Source organism: Pelagimonas varians (assembly GCF_003208435.1).
Lineage (GTDB): Bacteria > Pseudomonadota > Alphaproteobacteria > Rhodobacterales > Rhodobacteraceae > Pelagimonas > Pelagimonas varians.
The window spans coordinates 137,772-157,948 of sequence record NZ_QKMF01000007.1; the positions used below are offsets into that span (position 1 = coordinate 137,772).

Annotated in this window: 20 protein-coding genes; 5 read left to right on the top strand and 15 right to left on the bottom strand. The window is 55.3% G+C overall.

Going from position 1 to position 20,177, the window contains the following annotated elements:
• Positions 1–18 precede the first annotated feature (18 nt).
• The 15 genes from C8N36_RS11505 to C8N36_RS11580 form a co-directional block, all read right to left on the bottom strand.
• Positions 19–426, bottom strand: coding sequence for a hypothetical protein (locus tag C8N36_RS11505; RefSeq protein ID WP_097804561.1), 408 nt, complete (start codon positions 424–426; stop codon positions 19–21).
• Positions 423–752: a head-tail joining protein gene (locus C8N36_RS11510; protein ID WP_097804560.1), complete on the bottom strand. Its 330-nt coding sequence runs from the start codon at positions 750–752 to the stop codon at positions 423–425. The genes C8N36_RS11505 and C8N36_RS11510 overlap by 4 nt, the downstream gene beginning before the upstream one ends.
• A 3-nt stretch (positions 753–755) precedes the next feature.
• The gene (locus C8N36_RS11515; RefSeq protein WP_097804559.1) at positions 756–1,088 is read right to left on the bottom strand and encodes a DUF2190 family protein; all 333 of its coding nucleotides are present in this window, start codon (positions 1,086–1,088) and stop codon (positions 756–758) included.
• Between the two features lie 93 nt (positions 1,089–1,181).
• Positions 1,182–3,278 (bottom strand): head maturation protease, ClpP-related, encoded by a 2,097-nt coding sequence (locus C8N36_RS11520; protein WP_170125859.1) that lies wholly within the window; start codon positions 3,276–3,278, stop codon positions 1,182–1,184.
• The gene (locus C8N36_RS11525) at positions 3,265–4,692 is read right to left on the bottom strand and encodes a phage portal protein (RefSeq protein ID WP_170125860.1); all 1,428 of its coding nucleotides are present in this window, start codon (positions 4,690–4,692) and stop codon (positions 3,265–3,267) included. The genes C8N36_RS11520 and C8N36_RS11525 overlap by 14 nt, the downstream gene beginning before the upstream one ends.
• Position 4,693: 1 nt before the next feature.
• Complete coding sequence (locus C8N36_RS11530; protein ID WP_097804556.1) at positions 4,694–4,894, bottom strand: phage head-tail joining protein; 201 nt, start codon at positions 4,892–4,894, stop codon at positions 4,694–4,696.
• A gap of 7 nt (positions 4,895–4,901) precedes the next feature.
• A complete protein-coding gene (locus C8N36_RS11535; protein WP_170125861.1) occupies positions 4,902–7,037 on the bottom strand; it encodes a terminase gpA endonuclease subunit in 2,136 nt (711 codons plus the stop codon).
• Positions 7,038–7,047: 10 nt separating this feature from the next.
• Positions 7,048–7,695 (bottom strand): terminase small subunit, encoded by a 648-nt coding sequence (locus C8N36_RS11540; RefSeq protein ID WP_170125862.1) that lies wholly within the window; start codon positions 7,693–7,695, stop codon positions 7,048–7,050.
• Positions 7,696–7,830: 135 nt separating this feature from the next.
• Positions 7,831–8,523, bottom strand: a complete 693-nt coding sequence (locus C8N36_RS11545; protein ID WP_141468041.1) for a hypothetical protein — start codon at positions 8,521–8,523, stop codon at positions 7,831–7,833.
• 131 nt (positions 8,524–8,654) lie between these two features.
• On the bottom strand, positions 8,655–9,338 hold the full coding sequence (locus C8N36_RS11550; RefSeq protein ID WP_097804552.1) for a hypothetical protein: 684 nt from the start codon (positions 9,336–9,338) through the stop codon (positions 8,655–8,657).
• Positions 9,335–9,922, bottom strand: coding sequence for a hypothetical protein (locus C8N36_RS11555; RefSeq protein ID WP_097804551.1), 588 nt, complete (start codon positions 9,920–9,922; stop codon positions 9,335–9,337). The genes C8N36_RS11550 and C8N36_RS11555 overlap by 4 nt, the downstream gene beginning before the upstream one ends.
• Before the next feature lie 195 nt (positions 9,923–10,117).
• A complete protein-coding gene (locus tag C8N36_RS11560) occupies positions 10,118–10,762 on the bottom strand; it encodes a hypothetical protein (RefSeq protein WP_097804550.1) in 645 nt (214 codons plus the stop codon).
• Between the two features lie 364 nt (positions 10,763–11,126).
• A complete protein-coding gene (locus C8N36_RS11570; RefSeq protein ID WP_097804548.1) occupies positions 11,127–11,339 on the bottom strand; it encodes a DUF7220 family protein in 213 nt (70 codons plus the stop codon).
• Positions 11,336–11,668, bottom strand: coding sequence for a hypothetical protein (locus C8N36_RS11575; RefSeq protein WP_097804547.1), 333 nt, complete (start codon positions 11,666–11,668; stop codon positions 11,336–11,338). The genes C8N36_RS11570 and C8N36_RS11575 overlap by 4 nt, the downstream gene beginning before the upstream one ends.
• Positions 11,652–12,062: a hypothetical protein gene (locus C8N36_RS11580; protein WP_097804546.1), complete on the bottom strand. Its 411-nt coding sequence runs from the start codon at positions 12,060–12,062 to the stop codon at positions 11,652–11,654. The genes C8N36_RS11575 and C8N36_RS11580 overlap by 17 nt, the downstream gene beginning before the upstream one ends.
• A gap of 330 nt (positions 12,063–12,392) precedes the next feature.
• On the opposite strand from C8N36_RS11580, the gene C8N36_RS11590 reads away from it, so the two are divergent.
• From C8N36_RS11590 to C8N36_RS11610, 5 genes are all read left to right on the top strand, one after another.
• A complete protein-coding gene (locus C8N36_RS11590; RefSeq protein WP_097804544.1) occupies positions 12,393–12,710 on the top strand; it encodes a hypothetical protein in 318 nt (105 codons plus the stop codon).
• 488 nt (positions 12,711–13,198) lie between these two features.
• On the top strand, positions 13,199–15,400 hold the full coding sequence (locus C8N36_RS11595; protein WP_097804543.1) for an ATP-dependent nuclease: 2,202 nt from the start codon (positions 13,199–13,201) through the stop codon (positions 15,398–15,400).
• Positions 15,397–17,280 (top strand): UvrD-helicase domain-containing protein, encoded by a 1,884-nt coding sequence (locus C8N36_RS11600; protein WP_097804542.1) that lies wholly within the window; start codon positions 15,397–15,399, stop codon positions 17,278–17,280. Before C8N36_RS11595 ends, C8N36_RS11600 begins: the two co-directional genes overlap by 4 nt.
• A gap of 120 nt (positions 17,281–17,400) precedes the next feature.
• Positions 17,401–18,768, top strand: a complete 1,368-nt coding sequence (locus C8N36_RS11605; RefSeq protein ID WP_097804541.1) for a hypothetical protein — start codon at positions 17,401–17,403, stop codon at positions 18,766–18,768.
• 569 nt (positions 18,769–19,337) lie between these two features.
• Positions 19,338–19,826: a hypothetical protein gene (locus C8N36_RS11610; RefSeq protein WP_146227654.1), complete on the top strand. Its 489-nt coding sequence runs from the start codon at positions 19,338–19,340 to the stop codon at positions 19,824–19,826.
• Positions 19,827–20,177 lie beyond the last annotated feature (351 nt).

Below are 20,177 nucleotides of genomic sequence, written 5' to 3' on the forward strand. Positions count from 1 at the left end.
GATTGAAGTCACACCAGATCAGCCGGTGCTGTGGATGACGCGGAATGTCAGATCGACTTGCCCAAATCGGGTGCCGCCGGCGCGCAGCACCTCGCTTTCGGTCAGCTCGTGAAACGCCTCAAGCCCGGCCGCTTCCAGAATTGGCAGGACCAGCGCTTCGATCGCCTCTTCGTCATCGTCGAATTGATCTTCGAGATCATCGCCCCCTTTGCGGCGCAGTGAGATCGTCACCAATGTTGTGCGATCGACCACGTCAAAGGCCGCCCGGCTGCTTTGTTTGCGCGGAGTGCGCACCACAAAAAACGGCAACCCGTCCGCATCAAAATCACGCGGAAACCCGATATTGTCGTCAAAATTCGCGAACCGAGCATGGGTTGAAATTGCCGCACGCAAATCACTGCGAAGCTGCTTTTGAAACCCACTCATAGGAAAGCCTCTTCGAGCTGGATGTAGACAAAGGCATCCTCGGCCGGGTTGCCATTGGTCAGATGTTTGGCAACAACCGCGTAAGATTGCGCGCCGGGCGGATGCACCAGATCATCTTTGGCCAGCGCCTGAGCATCTTGTTTGAGCATGCGCAGAGTGGGTGAAATGATCAGGAACTCTCGGCCATCATCATCAGCAACGCTGACGGGATCACGCCGAAACACCGCCTGAACGATGTCCACGCCGGATGCTGCAGTTTCGATCTGAACCGGATCGCCAAACACATCGTTCAGCAATCCGGATAGGCCTTCAAACAAGCTCGACATGACCTAGCGGATCACCCCATCAAGAAGCACACGGCCTGTGTCAGATGGGTTGTTTGCAACCGCGGTTGCCGCGCCTATCAGTGTGTTGCCACTGGCCGCGGTGGTGCAACGAAAGTTGGTGTTGTCCCAATAGATTTTGGCCCCTCGGGTCCAAGCCTGAGCGCTGGATTTAGCCAGTTCAAAAACACCGTGACGAATGAGGACCGTGTCCTCGCCGCTTTGAGCCGCAGCTTGCGCAACACCAAAGATGTCGCCAACCAGCGCACCTTCTCCGGATTTCAAAATGCGGGGGGCAGCCAGGGTCAGATGTCCCCCCGGTTGAATGTAGTTCTTCATGTCAAATCTCCTGACATCAGTGGGTTAGAACGACAAAGGGCGGCACCGAGCCGCCCCTTTGTCCTTGGTTTTCAAGTCAGATTACTGGCCCAATTATTGTCCGGGGTTCTTGTAAACACCGCGGTGCTCGGTTGCCGCCGCCCCAAAGATATGGCGCGCATTCATCGTCACCTTGTCTGGGTTCATCCCCTCAATCGTGCGCACTGTTGGCGCTTCGTAGCCTTCGAGATTGGCAACCGAGATCGGTGGCAGGTCTGAACTGATCAAATACCACGCCGTGTCAGACCCGCCGGTCACAGCCGCACCGATATTGGGCACCACATGAGGCGTCAGGCTGCGCCGATAGGGGTTCACATCATCACCCTTGGCCGGAGTGATATCAGAGGTGAACTTCAGCGCGACGGTTTCCAAAGCATCCGGAACCAGCAGAATATTGGGGGTGATATTCAAGAAATCCTCTTCGTCTTTGGAGCCAAAGGCCGTTTGCCGCCACATGGATTTGCGCCCGGCTCCAACCGAACTCACCGACAAAGCACTGCCCGACGAGGCGAGGTTCTTGTGATCAGCATGGAACAAGGCGGTGCCATCGGATTTCAAAGCCGCGTTAGAGCGGATCAACTTCCAAACCATCGAAGCTTCCATCATCCGCGCCGCCATGGCGAACTCGCGCGGGATCCGGCCAAAGGCCCCCATGTCATCATTGACCACGGCCTCAAAAGTCAGGCTGATCGTGCGGCCGCGGCGCTCGATCGTCAGACCTTCGGCTTCGTCTTTCAGAGTGGCTTCTTCATACTCGCCGTTTTCTTTGACGGTCTTGAGCTGGAAATCACCGCCAAAGCGCACGTTGTGCAGCTCGCGAAAATCACTGGCTGACAAGGGTGTGCCGGTCACGACATCCCAACCTGCGCCGCGACGATCATATTCCGCAATCAAAGAGCGGTTCATGACTTCGGTGGTGATATACGCAAAGTCACTGACCCCATGCGCACCGCCCATCATCGAGGTCGCGCGCATGCCCGTGGCAATCTGCTGGTTGATGTTAAAGCCGCGGGATCCGCCAAGTTCCATGGCCAAACCGCGCACGCTCATGCCGCGAAACTGCTCCCCCGGCCCGGAAAAGTCACGCATCATCGCTTGGATCATACCTTCCATTCGGGTGTCGACCTCATCGCAGGTGATGCGTGCCGGGCTGTCCGACCCCGGTGCAATTGGTTGTTCTGCCGCGGCCATCACCGCCATCAACCGATTGCCAGCGCTTTCCGCGGGTGTGCCTTCGTTGATCAGCACATCAACCTGCGCTTCACTCAACTGGCCCGCGGCCATGAAGGGGCGTGCCATCTCGCGAATGCTGTTTTGGCGGGTGCGTTCCATCGTTGCGCCGCGCTGTTCAGCTGCGGTTGTATCACCTGCTGACATGGTCACGGCCGCGGGTTGCGGCTGGGTGGTTGGCGTTTCAACCGCCGGGTTTTCTTCTGGCATAGGTGCCTCCTGAGTTGCGGCCATGCTGGCCTGTTGGTGAGCCGCAGGTGCGGACGGTTTCGACACAGGCGCTTGGCCTGAAGCGGAGAAATGGGTGAGGCAGCGCTGCATGGCTTGGCGCGACAAGCTGTGCATGGATTGCGCCGTGCTCAAGGCCTCTGAACTGTCGTCGGATTCCGCGCCGGCCAAGCCATCGGCAAACCCGCGGCTCACAGCGTCAGCGCCGCCAAGCCAGGTTTCGACAGCCATCATTTGCGCGACGGTTTCAGACGGTTGCCCCGATCGGCTGGCATAGACCTGGGCATATGTTGCAGCCAACGTATCCAACCGATCGGCTTCTTGGCGCAGGTCATCTGCTCCGCCAAACAAACGTGTCGATGGGTCGTGGATCATGATAAATGACCCCTCAGAAATCTCGATGCGGTGCGCGCCCATGATCAGCAAAGACGCAGCGCTCGCCGCAACTCCACCAACAATCGCAGTGACTTGACCGGTATGAGCCGCCAAGGCGACCCGGATCGCTTCCCCCTCAAAGGGATCGCCGCCACCTGAGTTGACCCGCACAGTGACATCGCCAGAAAACTCAGCCAGCGCTTCGCGCACCATCCGGGCCGAGAAGCATCCGCCATCCATCCACTGGCACCAATCATGTTCAAGCACATGGCCCTCAAGGATGATTTCATCGTTTAGGATCAGGTCAGTCCCGTTCATTGTTCTCATCCTTTTCAGATTGGGAGGTGTCGTCAGGCATCGCCTGGTCTCGCGCCGCATCTTCTCGGCGCTCGCGCTCAATGACGTCTGGATCGTAGCCCATTTCGCGTTGCTTGCGCTGGCGGCTGGTGATCCCGGATTTGATCTCTTCAGCCGCGGCTTTGATTTCTTTTGGCGGATCAATCAGTGGGCGTTTGGGAGCCGTCCAAGCGATCTCTTTTGGCGCGGCTGGCAGGCGCTGCACCAATGGCCAAGCCTCCAAAACCCAATTGCCAACGCCGGTGCAAAACTGCGCAATCATCAGCTGCTTTTGCCAAACCTCGACAAAGCGATCCATTTCCAGACGGCCCATTTTGCCCGAGCTGTAGTTCACGCCGCGCAGATCGCCAAAACTCTCGTAGCTGAGCCCCAAACCCATGGCGATTGTGCGGATCGCCTGGTTCATAAACTCCTGATAGCCATCTACGGTTGGTGGCTGTGATGGATGAACGGTTTGCCCCTCTTCCAGGCCAACAATTGCCCCAGGCTGCAAGTCTTGCAGGGGTTTGCCGTCATAGACTTTCCCGTCTGAGCTGGCCGAGATGAAAAAAGCCAGCAAAGCCGCAATCTTCTGTTTCAGGATCTGCGCCTCTTGGTAGTCGCTGATTTCACCAAGGGTCATCATGATCGGCGCAAGCCAAGGCACGCCGCGCATTTGGCCGGGCCGATCAACGCGGCGAATGTGCAGCATTTGTTTGGCCGGCACCCGCGAACTTTTCAGGCCAAGGCTGCGAAGGCGTCCGATTTCACCGGGATGACGGGGAAAGAGATGATAGGCCTCGATGCGTCCCGTTGGCCCGTATTCAATGCCCTCAATCACCTCGTTTTTGCCGTGACTGGTCAGCGTCTCGTCCAGGTGATCCGCTTCCAACAACTCGATCTGAAACGGCAGCGTGAGGTCCGGATCAAGGCGAGGATCACGCATGCGCCGGCGCACCAAAACCTCACCATCACAAAAGACCGTGTTCATGACCACCCGCTGCAATCCCAAAACATCACAGGTGCCATGGGCATCGATGGCCGCGGTCAAAAGATGCTGGCGCAACACATCCATCGCGGCTTCGGCGTCATTTGGGTTGTCCATACGAACCGACGGCAAAATGCCGGTGCCAACAACATTGCCGGTGATGACATCGCGGCCCCGCACCGCCAAGGCCCGGTTGCGGATCATGTCGCGGCTCAGGTTGCGCAAACGCGATCGGCTGCCCATTCCAGCAGCATCCGCCGATGTGCCCGGCGCTTTCCACCCCCGCGTGCGCCGGCCACGGCTGGCAGCGTCAAAGTTCATCACCGTCTGAGCCGCAGAGCGCGCTTTGACCCTGCGCAGCCCGCGCTCCGGGCTGATCGCAAGAATGGCCTTGTCGAGAAAGCTCATGTCAAAGACCTCGGCTCGATGAAGCATAGGAAACCGACATGCCGGAACTGCCACCGGCAACCTGATCTTCCATGTCTTGGATACGGCGCCGGAATTCTTTGCCGCTGACGAACTTCACCCGCTCGCCGTTTAATTCAAGCTCGAGCGCGCCCTTGGCGTATTGCTCTTTGGCTTTGTCGATTTGATCTTGCGTGTACGCCATGCGCCCCTCAGCTCAAAAAGTTGATCCGCGCGGGTTGGCTCGCGCGCGGCTTTTGTTTCTCGTCGCCCTGGTCATTGCTCAAAACGGCAAACTCGTTTTGGGGACCGCCAAGCGCCCAACGCGGCGGTGCAGCCCAATCGACGCGCGACAGACCTTTTTCTTCCGCCACTGCACGGGCAAGAACCGAGAGATCGGTGCCCTCATTGCGCACTTGGCCGGGCTTTTTGTCCCAACCATCTGACAGGCGTTCCTCGGCAACATATTCGCCAAGCATCGCCTCATCTTTGCGCATCCAACTGGGCAACCAAAACGCCCCGACGCCTCCAAGCGCTCTCTTCAAGCTGGCGGCCAGCGTGTCTTTCAAACGATCGGTGGCAACGGTCAAAAGCTTGATATTGCGGGCCTGTTTGCCGCCGTGACCGCGATCGGGGAAATCGTATTTGTAGCGAAACGGCACTTTCCAACCGCCCTGCCCGCGCGACGTGCGCCAGCGATCACCCTCATTGGCGCGCCGCCTTGCCCGAATGAACTTTTCGGCATTGTCACTGACGCCGGGCTTGCCTTGAAAATCCACAACAACCCGGATCGCTCGCAGCCCATAGCCAGCGCCGGCAACCGGAATGACCCGCTGCGCCAGCGCTTCGAGAACCTGCCAATCCTCAAAGTAGCGCGCCGGATCGAGCGTGCGGGTTTCGCCTTCATCTCCGACCTGCACATTCGGCGCGTCTTTGGGCGGCACTGTAAAATCAAAGCGATCAACAACCTGCGCCTGCCCGTCTTCGCCCCAGGCCGTGATCTGCACCGGAAAATACGTGCCCTGCACATCCACCGATATTGTGATGAAGCGCGTCCAGCTTGGCGCGATACCTTTTTCTGCCTCCTGCAAATGGTCCTTGAGGAACGTCAGGTTCAGCTCATCATCATTGGCGCGGGCTTCGCGTTTGTAGGGCTGGCCAAGGTCGGTGTAGTAAAACCGCGCAAGATCGAGATCATCGCCCAGTTTGTCATATTCCCGCTCGGCATCGATCTTGCGAGCCACCAAATCCGACCAATTGGCAAAGGTCGCAGCCGCTCCGTTCAACGCCCAGCTGGCGATCTCGGTTCCGCGCACTTTGCTATCAGCCAAAGGCACCAGGTCCTGACCATCTTCGGTTTCGTGCAGCCAGCCGCCGGTGCCATGCAAAGCCGATCGGTTGAACTCGTTTTTGTGCTGCGATCCGATCAAACAATGGCAGGCGGGGCATTCCATTTCTGCACTTTCGCCAGCCTCGCGGGGCGACAGGTCTTCGTTGAAATGCAGCTTGTCGAACGTTGGCTCAAACAGCTCGCCGCAATCACGACATTCCCAATACCAACGCCCGCGGGTGCCCCGATTATACAGCGGCACAATCCCATAGCGAACCGCGGGCATCTCATGCAGACCGGTGGCATCGGGCACATCTTCGCCCTGAACAACTGGCCATGCCGGCGTGCTTTCAGCGAACACAAAACCGCGCGATAGATAGGTTTTGATCCGCTGCAGCGCCATGGTGAAGGCCGATCCCTCTGGCGCATCTTTGCGCACCCCAAGTTCTGGCGGGAAGTGGTCAAAGTCGGTCAGCAAGACCAACCGGTACTTGGCCGAGGACAACCATTGCGGCGTTGGATAGCCCAGATTGAGCCGCATTCCGCGAAACCGTTTGCGGCTGAACGTATTGTCATCACGCGATTTTCCCAGACGATCGGCAATCTCTGGACTGTTGGCAATCACCGGGTTGAGCGATTCCTCGACCCAACGATCCCGACTTGGTCGATCCATGTGGATGATCAATACAGGCGACGGTTCACAGACCACTGGCCGCAGGGCCAAAGTGATCAGCGACATGGTTTTGCCAGACTGCGCCGGGCCCAGGAATGCGCCACCTTTGTAGAGCCGCGATTGCGAGGTATTCGCCGGTTCGACCATATAGGGCGTCACATCCGGATCGAAGTTTTGCCAAACGCCGCGGGTTTCCACGCGCACATAACGCTCTGCCGCCTCTGAGGTCAAAATGCGGTTGGGCGCGCTCAACAAAGGCAGAGCATCTGCCAGCAATTCCTGTGCTTGAACAAAGGGAGGCAATGGGGGCAGATCAAAAACCTGCCCCAGCGCGCGATCACTCATTTCTGTCACCTCAGCCCGCCTCTTCGACTTTCTGAAGCGGCACAACGCTTGCGGCTCGGAAATTACCATCCGAGATCTGTTTGTTGATCTCAGCCAGCAGGTTGTCGAAATAGACCTGCGCCTTGACGACCTGGGGCGGCGACAGGCTGAACTCCTGCTCGAGATAATCCGGCGCGTTTGCCAACCCGTTGCATAGCGTCACCATCAACCCATCCAGCAAGTCCTGAACTGGGGCGACCCGCACCAGCTGGCCCTTTTGCTCGGCCAATTTGTTGCGCAGCAGCTCAGCCTCAGACCATTCGCGGATCTCTTTGGCAGACAGGGTGCTGGCCGGGGCGGCACTGTCGTCTCCCAAAAACAACATCGCCTTTTGCTCGGCGCGCCGTTCCATCGAACGCTTAGCCGATCGGTCTTGGTTCTCTTTCCATTTGCGCCAGGCAAAACACTGGCTGAACTTCAGCTCATAAGATTGACCATTGCCGCCCTGTTTTTGCACCGGCATGCCTTGATCGATCCATTTGCCAAGCGTGACAGTGGAAACGCCCATGGCCTTGGCCATCAGGTCAACATTGAACACATCATCCTCGATCCCCTCAGGCAGAGGAAACAGGGACAAGTCCAAAACCTCCCCATCCATGAGTGTGATCGTCTCAGTCATCTCTGTCTCTTTCCCCGTCATCAACAACAAGAACCCCAACCCAAACACCCAAAAAACAAAACAATCCCGCATGAAACGCGGTGCGAATTACCCCCGTGCACAGCATTGCCAGGAAGGACCCAAAGGGTGTTTTGCTCATCGCGCCGTCGCCAATGCTTGCTTTAAGCGGCGATCAAAGTGACCGGCCAGCTTGCGATTGACCCGGATCGAGACGCGCTCATAGAAGTGAAACCGCTTTTGATAAGTCGCGACACGATCGGTGATGTGCAGGATCTTCTTCACCTTGCCCCGCGCCATGCGCTGATACACACCCGGCGAAAGCTTCGATCCATCACGCGGCACAAAGTAGCCCGACTGCCCCGTCTTGCGCGCCTTGGAAGCTTTGGTTGTGTTGGTGCGTTCATCGCGCTGCGCTTTGATGGCCGATAGGACTTGGTTGCGTTGGCCCGGTGACCAATTGCCCGCCGCCGTCAGCCGCGCGCCTTTGGCCGGAATGACAGATTGAACAATGCCACCGTAGTTGAGACGCCGGGCAAGTAGTTTCTCGAGGCCGGTCTGTGGTCGCGCCCCACCTTCCTCTTGCACTTCGAGATAATGCCGACCCGCCACCATATCCTTGCGCAAGATCGAAGCAGTCAGGTCTCTCTTGCTGGCGCGCTGCACCCGGAACGCCTTCTTGGTAAAGCGCGTGGGCCGATCAAAGCTCGCCGCGATTTCGTCTTCAACCGCATCCTGCCCGTCATAGACCACATCATTCATCGCTTGCGCCAAGGCAAACGGAGCCTGCTTGGCTAGCCGATCGGTCAGGCCGATATCAAATTGGGTCATCTTCACGTTCACCGTGAGCATGGGCACCACCAAGATTTGGGAAAAGGATACGAAAAAGCGCCCGGCAGTTTCATGCGGGCGCTCTTCGGTTCAACGGCACTATGTCAACGGGGGCAGGTTTTCGTCAAGGATTATTTCCACGGCTGCAAGGGAGGCATGGCATCGGTCACGGTAAACCTGCTCAACATGGCCGATTGATGCAGCACCTGGCGCAAGTCCAACAACGCGCCCCACCACGCCAAATAGCCACGATGTGCGCGGCCAATCTGATCCGGCGTTGGCCGGATTTCCACGGGGCAGCATTTGACCACGTCATGAACAACCACCCCCTTGCGATTGCGGCGCGGCTGGCGTGGCCACCCTTCACTCCCAAACTCTGCGCTGTCGACAGTTTTGGACCGCCACCCATGTTGATTTGTCTGCACCTCAATGGGAACGATTTTGGGCCTGGCATCCGGCATCCAATCAGGCACCTGCCCGGCCCGCGCCAGCTCAGCAATCGAGATTGCCATCGAGCGCCCGCCGACATGATCAGGCAGTGCCGACAAAGCCGAGGCCACGATGTCGGCGTCATGATGTGGGGCAGATGAGCCCCCACCATCAGGCCGACAGCCCAGAATGCTTTGCTGCATCAGAACATACTCGATGCCGATACCAACCCGACCACCCGCCTCGCTGCCAATCTCATCAAAGTCGAGCTGTGCACATTCCGATCGAAACGCCCATTGCAGCAAGTCCCAGACCGCAATCGGTTTCTTGGTTGTGCCAGTCGCTGGTTGCACATGTTCACCCGCCTCAATTGTCATCTGCATCATGACGCCACTCCTGTCGCTTCACTCATGATTGCCTCGCATTCTTCTTTGAGACCGAGATACCAAGCGAGCCATTGCTGATCATCGCGGCTGGCCAGATTCTTTTGCGCCCGCGCCATGACCTGATCATGTTTGCGCACATTCTCGATCGAGCGCACCTGCAGCTGACTGATTTCATATTTCGAGGGTGGCGGGCCCCAACGCCGCGCGATGTCCAGCAACTCGACATGATAGCCGCCGGCCAAGGCCTGTTTGCCCATCGCCGAGCGCATCACCGACACCGCGTAATCAACCCGGCGCGGTGGCGGCAGTTGCAGCCGGTTGCCAAACTGCAAGATCGTCACCTCTTTGGGCCAGCGCTCATTTTCAGCCTTGGCAATCACCAGATCGGCCAAGCCGTTCAGGTTGACCTCACTCATATAGGCCAGCTTGGCCTCCAACCGGCCCAGCATATCCAAATGCGCTTCCGCCTTCATTCCATGCCGCTTTTGCAAGCCCACATCATTCAACCGCCGGATCAGTAACCGACGCACCCGCGCCCGTCCCGCTTCCGGCTTTTCTTTGGTCAAAGCCACTGCGCTTTGCATTCCAACCCCTTCTCAGCACTTTAGGCTCCCTTCGCTTTCCACTGGCCTTACGCTCGTTTGGTGGCGCGGCCGGCTATCGTTATTATTTCATTTCGTGTCCTCTCTTATGTCTGGAACTGTTCCATTCTGTTCGGAACTGTTCCGGAACTGTGGAGAACTGTTCCGTCTACAAACGCTTCGATTTATCTATTAATATCAATGGCCCATCCGCGTCCGGCTCAAAACACCTTCTTGCGCGGCCACCTTCAAAGCACGCCCGATCGAAACTTGGAACTGCGGCATGCGGCGTTGCCCATGGTGATGCTCATTCAGCCAGTCATCGATCCAGCCAACGGCCACATCGTCGCTGCATAAATCATCGCTACAGCCGCAGGATTTCAGCGCCTCTTTCAACCGCTTGCGCCGGGTCCAAACCGCCTTGTCTTCGTTGCTCGCCTTGTGTTCCCGATGCCCCTGCAGCGCAGCTTCCATGACTTCCTGGACAACGGGATGCGCCAACCGGATTTGACCGTTGTCACACATGACCGGCTTCCAATTGTAGAGCGGGTTAAACTTGCGCTCGACCAATCCCATCCACTTTTCCAGCGGCAATCCAAGCAGAAAGGCCAATGAATCGTGGTCTTGAGGCAAGGTGCCAAGCGGTGCTTCCCCGTGCGATTTGAAGAACAATTCCAGCCCGAAAAACCCAACCTCAGGGTCGCGGTATGACTTGCGGCGAAACTCACTGCGCTCATATCGGTCGTGGTTGAATTGCAGGAAGTAGTGCGAATCCAGTCGGTCATTCACCGAGATTGGATAGACGTCCAATTCTTCATCAACTGCCTGCAGATGCGCGACCATCACCCCACCTCGCTCATAAAAAATCGCCCAGCCGCGCGAGCAGGCGCAGGCTGGGCTCCGGGATATCCGGACAGTTTAGGCAAGGCGGCGCGCATGGCCCGGCGCATAATTGGGCCCCATTCCCTGGTGGAAAAAAGCGGCCGATGCCGCAGCACCGGCCAAGTATCCAACTCAGGGAGTGAGCACGCCGAAGCCCGGCGCAGGCGTCCGCGCCAAAGGCACGACATCTGAAAATCCAAAAAGCAGCAAGGTGTCGGGAGGATCGAGGAGGAAGACACCCCGCTGCTTTGGCGGCAACGCAGGTTGCGCGCCTGACCGGTTTGTCCGTGAGTGCGACCGGTGTTGTGTTGCAAGATTTGGGCGGTCATTTTGCCTGACCCCCGCGATTTACATAGCGATGAAACACGGCCCGAATGATCCAGTTTCGGATGAACCCGGCAACAAAGAACAACGCCGTGATTTCAAACGACTCCACGATCGTTGGCTCATATCCCCAAAATGGCAGCGCATACAAAGTCAGCAGAACCGCCACGCAAAGGCCAATAATTGAGTTGGTCAGAGCTTCAATGAAACTCATTTCGGCACCCCGCGCATGGCATCCGACCAAGCCCAACTGATACCAATGGCAACCGCGACAATGTCCCAGGCACTGTCCAGTGCGACCAAGGTGAAATCGCCCGGAGTCCACAATTGGACAACTTGCAACAAGCAATAGGCGATCAAAACCGCCTGTAGTGTCCCGCGCAAATCAGGGTGGTAAAACCATTGATGAAAGCCAACATAACCGGCCCACAAGTGGATGATCGAGTTTCGGACCCAAAGGCCAAACTGGCTGGTCAGTTCCTCGACGCCAACTGCGCCAAAGTCCGAATACATCAGACTGAAAATGTCATTTTCCCAGGACACGGCGCACCCCTTTTGCAAAGAGGTTCAACACCTGCATCCGCCCCTGCCCGCGTGTCATCACGTCCATGACGCGGTAAACACCGGTGAAGCAGCCGATCGCAAAGACGATTTCAAACGGTGCAGAATGCGTGCAGGCCAACCAGTTGAGAACGGTCTTTTCATGCACGTTTAGAGACTTGGCAGCACGGCGTGCGGTCTCCCGATCGGTTCCCGGCCAGGTGTCTTTCAGCAAATCGCGAAACCGGGCCCGCGCGACATCTTGCAGGCTGAGGCGGTCAATTTGGAAAGATGTTTCTTGTTTCAGGTGATTTTGAAGCTGATCTGGACAAGAAGTTTCCGACTGCGTTGTGTGATTGTCAGTGGATGGAAATGGCTTTTGCAAATGACGGTTCATTGTACCTCCCTCGCAAGCGTTGCAGGGAAAAAGTGCTCCGCCCTCAAGGGAAGCTTTTCCTCCCTCGCAAACTCCAACAAGCGGTTTGCAATCGGAGTTGGAATCATTCCATCACTTCCACCTCGATCCTTTGGATAACCCCAGCGGGTCACGCGGGAGCGATCTCTTGCACAAATTTTTGCGACGGCATCTATACCACCACAAATTTCGATAACGGTTTTTGCTGGCTCCATCATACTTCATATATTGCGATATTCGCAAATTATAGCAACAGCAAACATTGCGAATTTGGAAATATACTATTTAGTGCGAAAATCGCAATATACGCCCATGGATGAAATCACACCTGAATGGCTTAAGGCTCGACTGGGAACTGATCGAGGACAAAAAGCTGCGTTGGCGGAGGCATTAGGCTTGTCTAACGACAAGATTTCCAAAATGCTTGGTGGAACCAGAAAACCGCAAGCACAGGAAATCCCTACTATTCTCGCCTTTTTTGGTGAAACGACCGCGACCACAGATCCAGAGCTTCAGGCAGTATGGCAAAAGCTAACGCCGTCGGAACGTCTGTTTCTTCTAAACGCCGCAAAAGCTCAAATCTCTGCTCGAGAGTCTCAGCCTCTAATACCTCCTGAAGACTCCGAATAAGCACATCGTCAGTCATAGAATCCCCCAAACTTGTAACAGCCCGCCGTCGACGCGAACAAAACCAAGCGGTCATTCTTGACCTGACGACCGCTGTTAACACTTTGTTAAACTGATAGAAACTCGTTCGATTGGGCTTCTTTGTGGCGTCTTTGTGCTTGTTTTGTCACATGGCTTGGTTAACGGAGACGCTAATTGGCGTCAGGAAAAACCGCGAGCACTCAGAGGACTCAACAGCATTGGAAACGCCCCACCTTGAGCGATATCGGACTTTAGCTGCTCCCGTTAGCATCTGAATGCCGTTCCGAGATTGCGATCAGGACGGATTGCCGTCATTCGCTGCGGGTGCGAAATGTCAGTCTCAGTTTCCTTATAGCCGACATTTGGGAAAAAGAACATTTCATGCCCAAGTAGACGAAAGGTATTTCCAAGCTTTGCAGCTCAACCTAGAGTGTTGTTAATGTGTCGAGTCAACAAAGATTGAGCATGTAATGCATTTATGCAAGATTAGACTTAAGAATTACCGTCGCCTCGCAGACGTCAAGATCGATCTCGACCGCGAAATCTCAATTTTCGTTGGTGCGAATAACAGCGGCAAGACCTCCGTTGCACACGCAATGCACTTCTTCACAGGCGGTGCCCGTGACCGTGTCAGCTTTCATGACATAAGCGCGTGCCGATGGAGCGACATCGATTTGTTCGAAGCCGGTCAAGCAGACTCTGCACTTCCGGCTTTGTCACTTGATCTGTGGTTCAGCGTCGAGCAAGCAGACCTACATCGTGTCATCGATCTTCTTCCCAATCTTGAATGGCAAGGAACGATGGTCGGCGTTCGTATCGCCTTCGCTCCGCGCAACGAAGCTGAGACTTTGACGCGCTTTCAGGAGCGACATGTACAAGCACAAGAAGCGGTGGCCGCCTTAGGGCATCCGGAAAGTGAGGAGCCGTATGTTGCGCCGCCGCGAACGCTGCGGGAGTATCTCGAAGACGAGCTACAGCGAGAGTATGAATTCAAGTATTTCGTGCTTGATGAAGCCCAATTCAACGAAAAGCTTGAGCCAAACCAAGATTACGAACCGCAAGAACTGCTGCGGGATCAGGGGCGCACGGGAAAGGACATCGTCAACTCGCTGATCAAAGTCGATTTTCTGCACGCACAACGCCATCTTTCAGATAGTGAGGGAGGCAGCCGCGCCGAAGAACTATCCCGGCACCTTAGCCGCTTTTACCAAAGAAATCTTGAACGCCACGGTGACGATTACAATGCGATCAGGGCGCTAGCGGATTCGGAGACACTGCTGAACCAACATCTTGAACAGGTTTTCGCGGATACACTCCAGCGGTTAGCTCAGTTGGGATATCCGGGGCTGACTAATCCGCGCCTGATGATTAAGTCCGCGCTTAATCCTGCGACGGTGATGAACAGCCAAGACGGTGCCCATGTTCACTACGCCCTAAACAATGAGGGTCTGACACTCCCTGACAAATATAACGGGCTCGGATTCAAAAATCTGATCTATATGGTGGTCGAACTTCTTGATCTTCACGCACAGTGGCTGGCAACGAAAGAGAAGCGGCCGCCTCTGCATCTGGTGTTTGTCGAAGAGCCGGAAGCCCATTTGCATGCCCAGTTGCAGCAAGTCTTCGTCAACAAGGTGTTAGAAATTCTGGCGGCGGAGGATGACGCGCCAGATGGTTTCCACACGCAACTTGCGTTGACGACGCATTCTCCGCACATCCTGTACGAGCGCGGTTTCCAGCCCATTCGCTATTTCAGGCGTGAAGGTATAGGCATTGCACAAGCGTCCAAGGTACTGAACCTGTCGGAGTTCTACCGTGTTACAGCCAACCCGAGCCGTGATTTTCTGGAACGTTATTTGAAGCTAACGCACTGTGACCTTTTCTTTGCCGACGCGGCTGTGCTCGTCGAGGGCAATGTCGAACGGCTGGTGATGCCTCAGATGATCGCAAAAGCAGCGCCCGGTTTGCGTTCCTGCTATCTTAGCGTTCTCGAAATCGGTGGAGCCTACGCTCACCTGTTCCGGACACTTATAGAGTACATCGGGATAACTACGCTCGTAGTCACCGATCTGGACAGCGTAAACGGACCTACCGACGAGGAAAACGAGAATGATGCCGAACCGGTGGACGGCAACGACGAAGAGGAAGCAGTCGCGGCAGGCAGCACTTGCACGCCCGAAACTCCGGATGCGGTGACGTCGAACCAGATGCTTGCCCAATGGTTGCCCGGCAGGCATAGAATCGATGAACTACTTTCGGTTGAAGACTGTTGCAAAGAACTCCCCGCCGATCTTTCGAGGATTGGAGCCATTCGCGTCTGTTACCCAGGCACCGTTCCCTTGGAGCACAACGGCGAACAGATCGAGCGTGCGGGTCGTACGCTCGAAGTCGCCTTCGCTTTCGATAATCTGGATTGGACACAGCAAGCTGTTAATCGCGAGTTAAAACTTCGGGTGCGCGCACCTCAAAATCTGGAAGACCTCGTAGAAAAACTGCACAATAAGGTGCACAGCTCAAGCTACAGGAAAACGGATTTCGCGCTCGCATTGCTCGCCAAAGACCCTGACGCCTGGAACGTTCCTCTCTACATCGCCGAAGGCTTGGAATGGCTCGAAGCCACTCTGGGCGTAGCAGTGGACGAGAACGACCAACAAGAAGGTGACACCGCATGACAAGCCGCATCGGTAAGCCCAATACAGATACCGACACGGCGCTTCACGATCGGCTTGCGGGTGACGGCAATCGGCATTTCGTGATGGTCGCGGGAGCAGGTTCGGGAAAGACAACTTCGCTCGTGAAAGCCCTTGCAGAAATCGAACGCACCCAAGGGCCCGACCTGCGCCGCAACGGGCAACAAGTCGCCTGCGTCACCTACACCGAAGTAGCCGTGGACGAAATTCGCGGAGACGTCGGAAATGACGAACTATTCCATGTTTCTACAATCCACAGCTTTCTCTGGACTGTCATCAAACCTTTTCAAAACGACTTGCGCGATTGGGTAGGAAACCGGTTGCACGAGAAGATTGCCGAAGAGCAAGAGAAAATAGACAAGCCGCGAACGAGAGAAGCGACGAAGATCCGTTCTGCGGAGAATATGGAACGGTACAAACGTCAACTTACGGAAATCGGTGCGGTGAAGAGCTTCCGGTACGGGACTGGTAGCGACTACGCAAACGGCGTTCTCGGCCATAGCGATATTCTGAAGATCGGCCCGGATTTTATCGCTGGACATGCATTGATGCAGACCCTTCTGACACGTCGCTTTCCGGTTATCTTTGTCGATGAGAGTCAGGACACCGACCCGGCGTTTGTGGATGCGCTCCGCAAAGTGGCGCGGGCAGTTCCGCTAGGCTTCTGTCTCGGCTTTTTCGGCGATCCAGTTCAGAAGATTTACATGCAAGGTGCCGGACCCATTCCATCAGAAGAAGGATGGGAGACGCTTGAAAAGCCGGAAAATTTCCGGTGTCCGCAGGCCGTCCTTCGCGTCATCAACCGGATCAGGGCAGAAGACGACCAGCTTGAGCAAACGCGCGGACGCCACGTTGTGGTGAACGGGGAAGACGCTCCCGTCGAAGGGTCAGCCAGAGTATTGATCTTGCCCGCCGATGATCTGCGACAGGAACGTCTGGAAAAGGCGCGTCGCTGGCTGGCAGAACAGGACGATGATGAAGGCTGGTTGGAGGAAGCAGACGAGGAAGCGTTGCGTCTCTTGGTACTGGTCCACAGGATGGCGGCAACCCGTCTTGGTTTTCCAAACCTCTACAGCGCGTTTAATGACAGATCGCCGGAGGACCTTAGTAGCGGCCTGATTGACGGGACTGCCTGGGTGGCGCGCCCATTTTTGTCGTACGTCCTTCCAGCGGTGCTTGCGCGTCACAAAGGGCGAGAGTTCGAGATTATGCGCCTACTTCGCAAACACTGCCCGCGGTTGCAGCCGGATGCGCTGGCCGGTGCCGACACCGCGGGACTTCTGAATAGCCTGCAAGGACAGATCGGCGAACTGGTGGCGATGTTGGAAGCGGGAAGCGACGTGCGCATCGGCGATATCCTCCGCTTCATGAGAGACAATAACTTGATGGCGTTCGATGAGCGCTACCTCGAGCTTATCGACCTCTACGCAGTTACGGCTAAACCTATTTCCGAGCCAGCCACCGAAAATGCCGCTCTTCGTTTCATGCAGTGCGATGCAACGGAGCTGTGGGGATATCGAAAATACATCGAGAAGATGTCTCCGTTCGCCACGCAGCAAGGCATCAAAGGCGCTGAGTTCGACAAGGTGATCGTCGTCGTTGATGATCAGGAAGGGCGAACTAACACCTTCTCCTACGGTAAATATTTCGGCTTAGCGCCAATATCGGCAACGGATCGGGGGCATATCGATGCCGGGAGGGATTGCGTCATCGATCGAACGCGACGCTTGTTCTATGTATGCTGCTCGCGCGCACTGTCCGACCTCGCTGTTGTCGTCTTCGCAGAAGACACGGCGCAGATGCGTGAGGCGCTTCTAGCAAAGGGCTTCTTCGAACAGGAATCTATCTATGTACTCGGGTAGGGCAAGCTACTGGTCTGAAGTGATGGCTCACAGAAGCATCTTGTATACGGGCAAGAGGCTTCGGCTTTTGAAAACCATAAGTAGTGTTACTTAACTCCTTTTGAATCAAAGAGATATTGAATGCCCACGCGGATCACAAAAGAAAGATTTGATGAGTTTACATTTGGATTCAGAGGCTCGGGTGCCGAAGAGAACTGGAGCGAGGTCGCATACTGGTCGACACACGGCTCAGACGCCTTGGCAGCGCTTTTTTATGTAGAGAAAGCTGATAGTTACTTAGGGAGGCTGTGCCTGCGAAACGATCAACACAGGTTTGTCCCTTACGGACCATTGGTCCCGTTCCGAACTTTGCGGGAGGGTGAGGCCTCTATTTGTCAGAAACTCAAGGAAATTGAAGAGAGGACTACCGATCTGGTCTGTCCCGCCGGCGAGGGAAAGCCGGGCGTCGATCTTTTCACAACAAGTCATGACGGAGAATTGAGCCCTGTCTTCGTCAACATCAGGGATACGAAGCATTCGCAGGCAGCGAAACGACAGCTCCAGGAGATCGCCCATTGGTTCGTTGATGGAGACGGTAATTTTGTAAGAGAGTTTCAAACAGCCGGTACGGACGCGCGTCTTTGGGAGCTGTACCTATTTAGGGTGTTTCATGCGTTAGACATGAAAGTTGACCAAGCGGTCGCGATTCCCGACTTTGCTTTGGAACTAGATGGCCAGAAATTGTTTGTCGAAGCGGTCACTGCGAACGCCCGTGGCAAAAAGGTTGTGGACTTGACGGCTGGCCCTACACCAAGGCCGGACGATTTCTGGAAGTTCATCGAAAACGACATGCCGATCATCTTTGGTTCGCCGCTCTATTCAAAGATGCAGAAATCTTATTGGGAGAAGGAGCATGTGAAGGGCAATCCATTTGCTCTTGCCATTGCCGATTTCCACGCGCCGGGTTCCATGATCTGGTCCCATACTGCGCTTTCAATCTATCTGTACGGAACCAGTGTTGAGAAGGTCCTGGGTCCTGACGGGCAGCCGGTCGCGATGGCGAAACCGCTTCAAGCGCATATCAAGGGCAAGAAATCAATTCCAGCGAATTTCTTCGCTCAGCCTAGTAGCGAGAATGTTTCGGCTGTGATCTTTTCAAATGCGGGTACAAAAGCAAAGTTCACTCGCATGGGAACTCTTGCAGGATTTGGAGACCCAACAGTTGCGGTTAGAAGAACCGGCACACTTTCTAATCCTGAGCCCGGAGCTCTTGAAGGAATTCCATTCGACCTGAACATTGAGAATGGTGAGTACAAGGAAAACTGGGCAGATGAGCTTGAGGTTTATCACAATCCGAATGCCCTTATTCCATGGCCAGATGAGAACCTGATGCCCGCAGCGACCCACTTTCGGCAGGTAGATGACGAACTAGTTTGGCGGGGCGCACCGTTTCGGGTCCTAAACTCGTTCACGAAGGTGAAATCTAAGCCCCCGTTTGCGAAGGAATAAGTGGCTTGATGCGGAAAATGCTGCGGTGCTGCCAATGTTGACCAATGTAATACATGGAAAGGGTGCGAGATCTCAAAGTGATCGTTTACCCGACGCTTCAATACGTAGAGGTTTACTTTGCTCGCGCGGCGAATGTCTGCAATGCGGACTGCTGTCGCGGAATCCAGACCGGGCGCGGAATGACGGCCTTGGGCCGGAAGTAACATTGACGCCATTGATCGCCGCCACTGACGAGTTCGGAAACTGGGTGCCAACTTCCAATTTCAAGCGATGAAGCGAACGGCCCAAACCAGCCGTTGGCCGTGTCACCCCAATGCTGCGGTCGCAGCCCGCATTCCTGACATTCGCCGCGTCTGCAAAATTTGAGCTTGGTCAAACTCACAGTCTGCAGACATAGTCAGCTTTCGCTGCGGATGCCATAATGACCGCTTTGGGAGGATAAGCGGTCCTTGGCGCGGCGTTAAACCACTTTCTGGACAAATAGTACGTTGAAGCTGTTGCGGTTACGGAGAACACTGGCGGGAGTGCATGGTGAGTGACGTCAAAAGGGTATTTTGGAGAATGAACTATTGAATTGGGAATTCTTGGATGAAATGAAAGAAAATATCGCTAAATGTCAGGATCTAAAGCCATTGGTGATTTCCGGCCCAGAGGAATCGAGAAAAATAAGGTCATCTATACCCGCAGTCTATGTCTTTAGGATAGTAGAAGGTAATCCGGTGGAGGCTTTGAAAATGTTTAGAACATTCCGAGATAGCCACCATGCTACAGATGGTCGGGAGGATAAGTACAACCTAACCGGCATCACCGAGCACGCCAGCCCGAATGAGGTCTTCTATGTAGGCAAGGTTAGAGGAAATCTCTACGGTCGGATGAAAAACCATTGGGAAAGCAACAGTGCAAGAACAGGTTCACTTCATCTGTGTCGGTGGACCGAAGGAAAAATTAGGTTTGAAACGGATATCTACCAATTGCCTGAGCGGTTTCCGGTTTTAGCAGACATTTTCGAAAATGAGTTCAAACTTCATCTAACCCCCACCGTAGGATCACGAACTTAGCATTATCCATCCCATGCGGACGTACAACTTAGCAAAGCTGCTGTTCGCGCAATTTGAAGCATCGGTCACAACCGGCTCACTGCCGCCATTAGATCGGTCGTAGCATTCTCGCACCAAGGGCCCAACAACACCGACGCGCCCGGCCCAAACCGGACCTTCGCGCGAATCGCGGCGAACGTCAGGTTCGACCCGTTGAAACCACTGCCAAAAGTGCTGAATGCTGCGCAATACGTGAATGTCCGTTTTGTAAACCATAAACCCGGCGAAAGCCTGACAAAGAGCCAGACGTCGATGTTTCTCTGGTTGCGAAGCATTTTCATGGGTATGGGACGTGACCTACATAAACTGAGA

What these genes read in the sequence shown, in the direction of transcription:
- C8N36_RS11505 (WP_097804561.1), bottom strand. Translation starts at nt 426, where the DNA reads ATGAGTGGGTTTCAAAAGCAGCTTCGCAGTGATTTGCGTGCGGCAATT.
- C8N36_RS11510 (WP_097804560.1), bottom strand. Translation starts at nt 752, where the DNA reads ATGTCGAGCTTGTTTGAAGGCCTATCCGGATTGCTGAACGATGTGTTT.
- C8N36_RS11515 (WP_097804559.1), bottom strand. Translation starts at nt 1,088, where the DNA reads ATGAAGAACTACATTCAACCGGGGGGACATCTGACCCTGGCTGCCCCC.
- C8N36_RS11520 (WP_170125859.1), bottom strand. Translation starts at nt 3,278, where the DNA reads ATGAACGGGACTGACCTGATCCTAAACGATGAAATCATCCTTGAGGGC.
- C8N36_RS11525 (WP_170125860.1), bottom strand. Translation starts at nt 4,692, where the DNA reads ATGAGCTTTCTCGACAAGGCCATTCTTGCGATCAGCCCGGAGCGCGGG.
- C8N36_RS11530 (WP_097804556.1), bottom strand. Translation starts at nt 4,894, where the DNA reads ATGGCGTACACGCAAGATCAAATCGACAAAGCCAAAGAGCAATACGCC.
- C8N36_RS11535 (WP_170125861.1), bottom strand. Translation starts at nt 7,037, where the DNA reads ATGAGTGATCGCGCGCTGGGGCAGGTTTTTGATCTGCCCCCATTGCCT.
- C8N36_RS11540 (WP_170125862.1), bottom strand. Translation starts at nt 7,695, where the DNA reads ATGACTGAGACGATCACACTCATGGATGGGGAGGTTTTGGACTTGTCC.
- C8N36_RS11545 (WP_141468041.1), bottom strand. Translation starts at nt 8,523, where the DNA reads ATGACCCAATTTGATATCGGCCTGACCGATCGGCTAGCCAAGCAGGCT.
- C8N36_RS11550 (WP_097804552.1), bottom strand. Translation starts at nt 9,338, where the DNA reads ATGATGCAGATGACAATTGAGGCGGGTGAACATGTGCAACCAGCGACT.
- C8N36_RS11555 (WP_097804551.1), bottom strand. Translation starts at nt 9,922, where the DNA reads ATGCAAAGCGCAGTGGCTTTGACCAAAGAAAAGCCGGAAGCGGGACGG.
- C8N36_RS11560 (WP_097804550.1), bottom strand. Translation starts at nt 10,762, where the DNA reads ATGGTCGCGCATCTGCAGGCAGTTGATGAAGAATTGGACGTCTATCCA.
- C8N36_RS11570 (WP_097804548.1), bottom strand. Translation starts at nt 11,339, where the DNA reads ATGAGTTTCATTGAAGCTCTGACCAACTCAATTATTGGCCTTTGCGTG.
- C8N36_RS11580 (WP_097804546.1), bottom strand. Translation starts at nt 12,062, where the DNA reads ATGAACCGTCATTTGCAAAAGCCATTTCCATCCACTGACAATCACACA.
- C8N36_RS11590 (WP_097804544.1), top strand. Translation starts at nt 12,393, where the DNA reads ATGGATGAAATCACACCTGAATGGCTTAAGGCTCGACTGGGAACTGAT.
- C8N36_RS11595 (WP_097804543.1), top strand. Translation starts at nt 13,199, where the DNA reads ATGCATTTATGCAAGATTAGACTTAAGAATTACCGTCGCCTCGCAGAC.
- C8N36_RS11600 (WP_097804542.1), top strand. Translation starts at nt 15,397, where the DNA reads ATGACAAGCCGCATCGGTAAGCCCAATACAGATACCGACACGGCGCTT.
- C8N36_RS11605 (WP_097804541.1), top strand. Translation starts at nt 17,401, where the DNA reads ATGCCCACGCGGATCACAAAAGAAAGATTTGATGAGTTTACATTTGGA.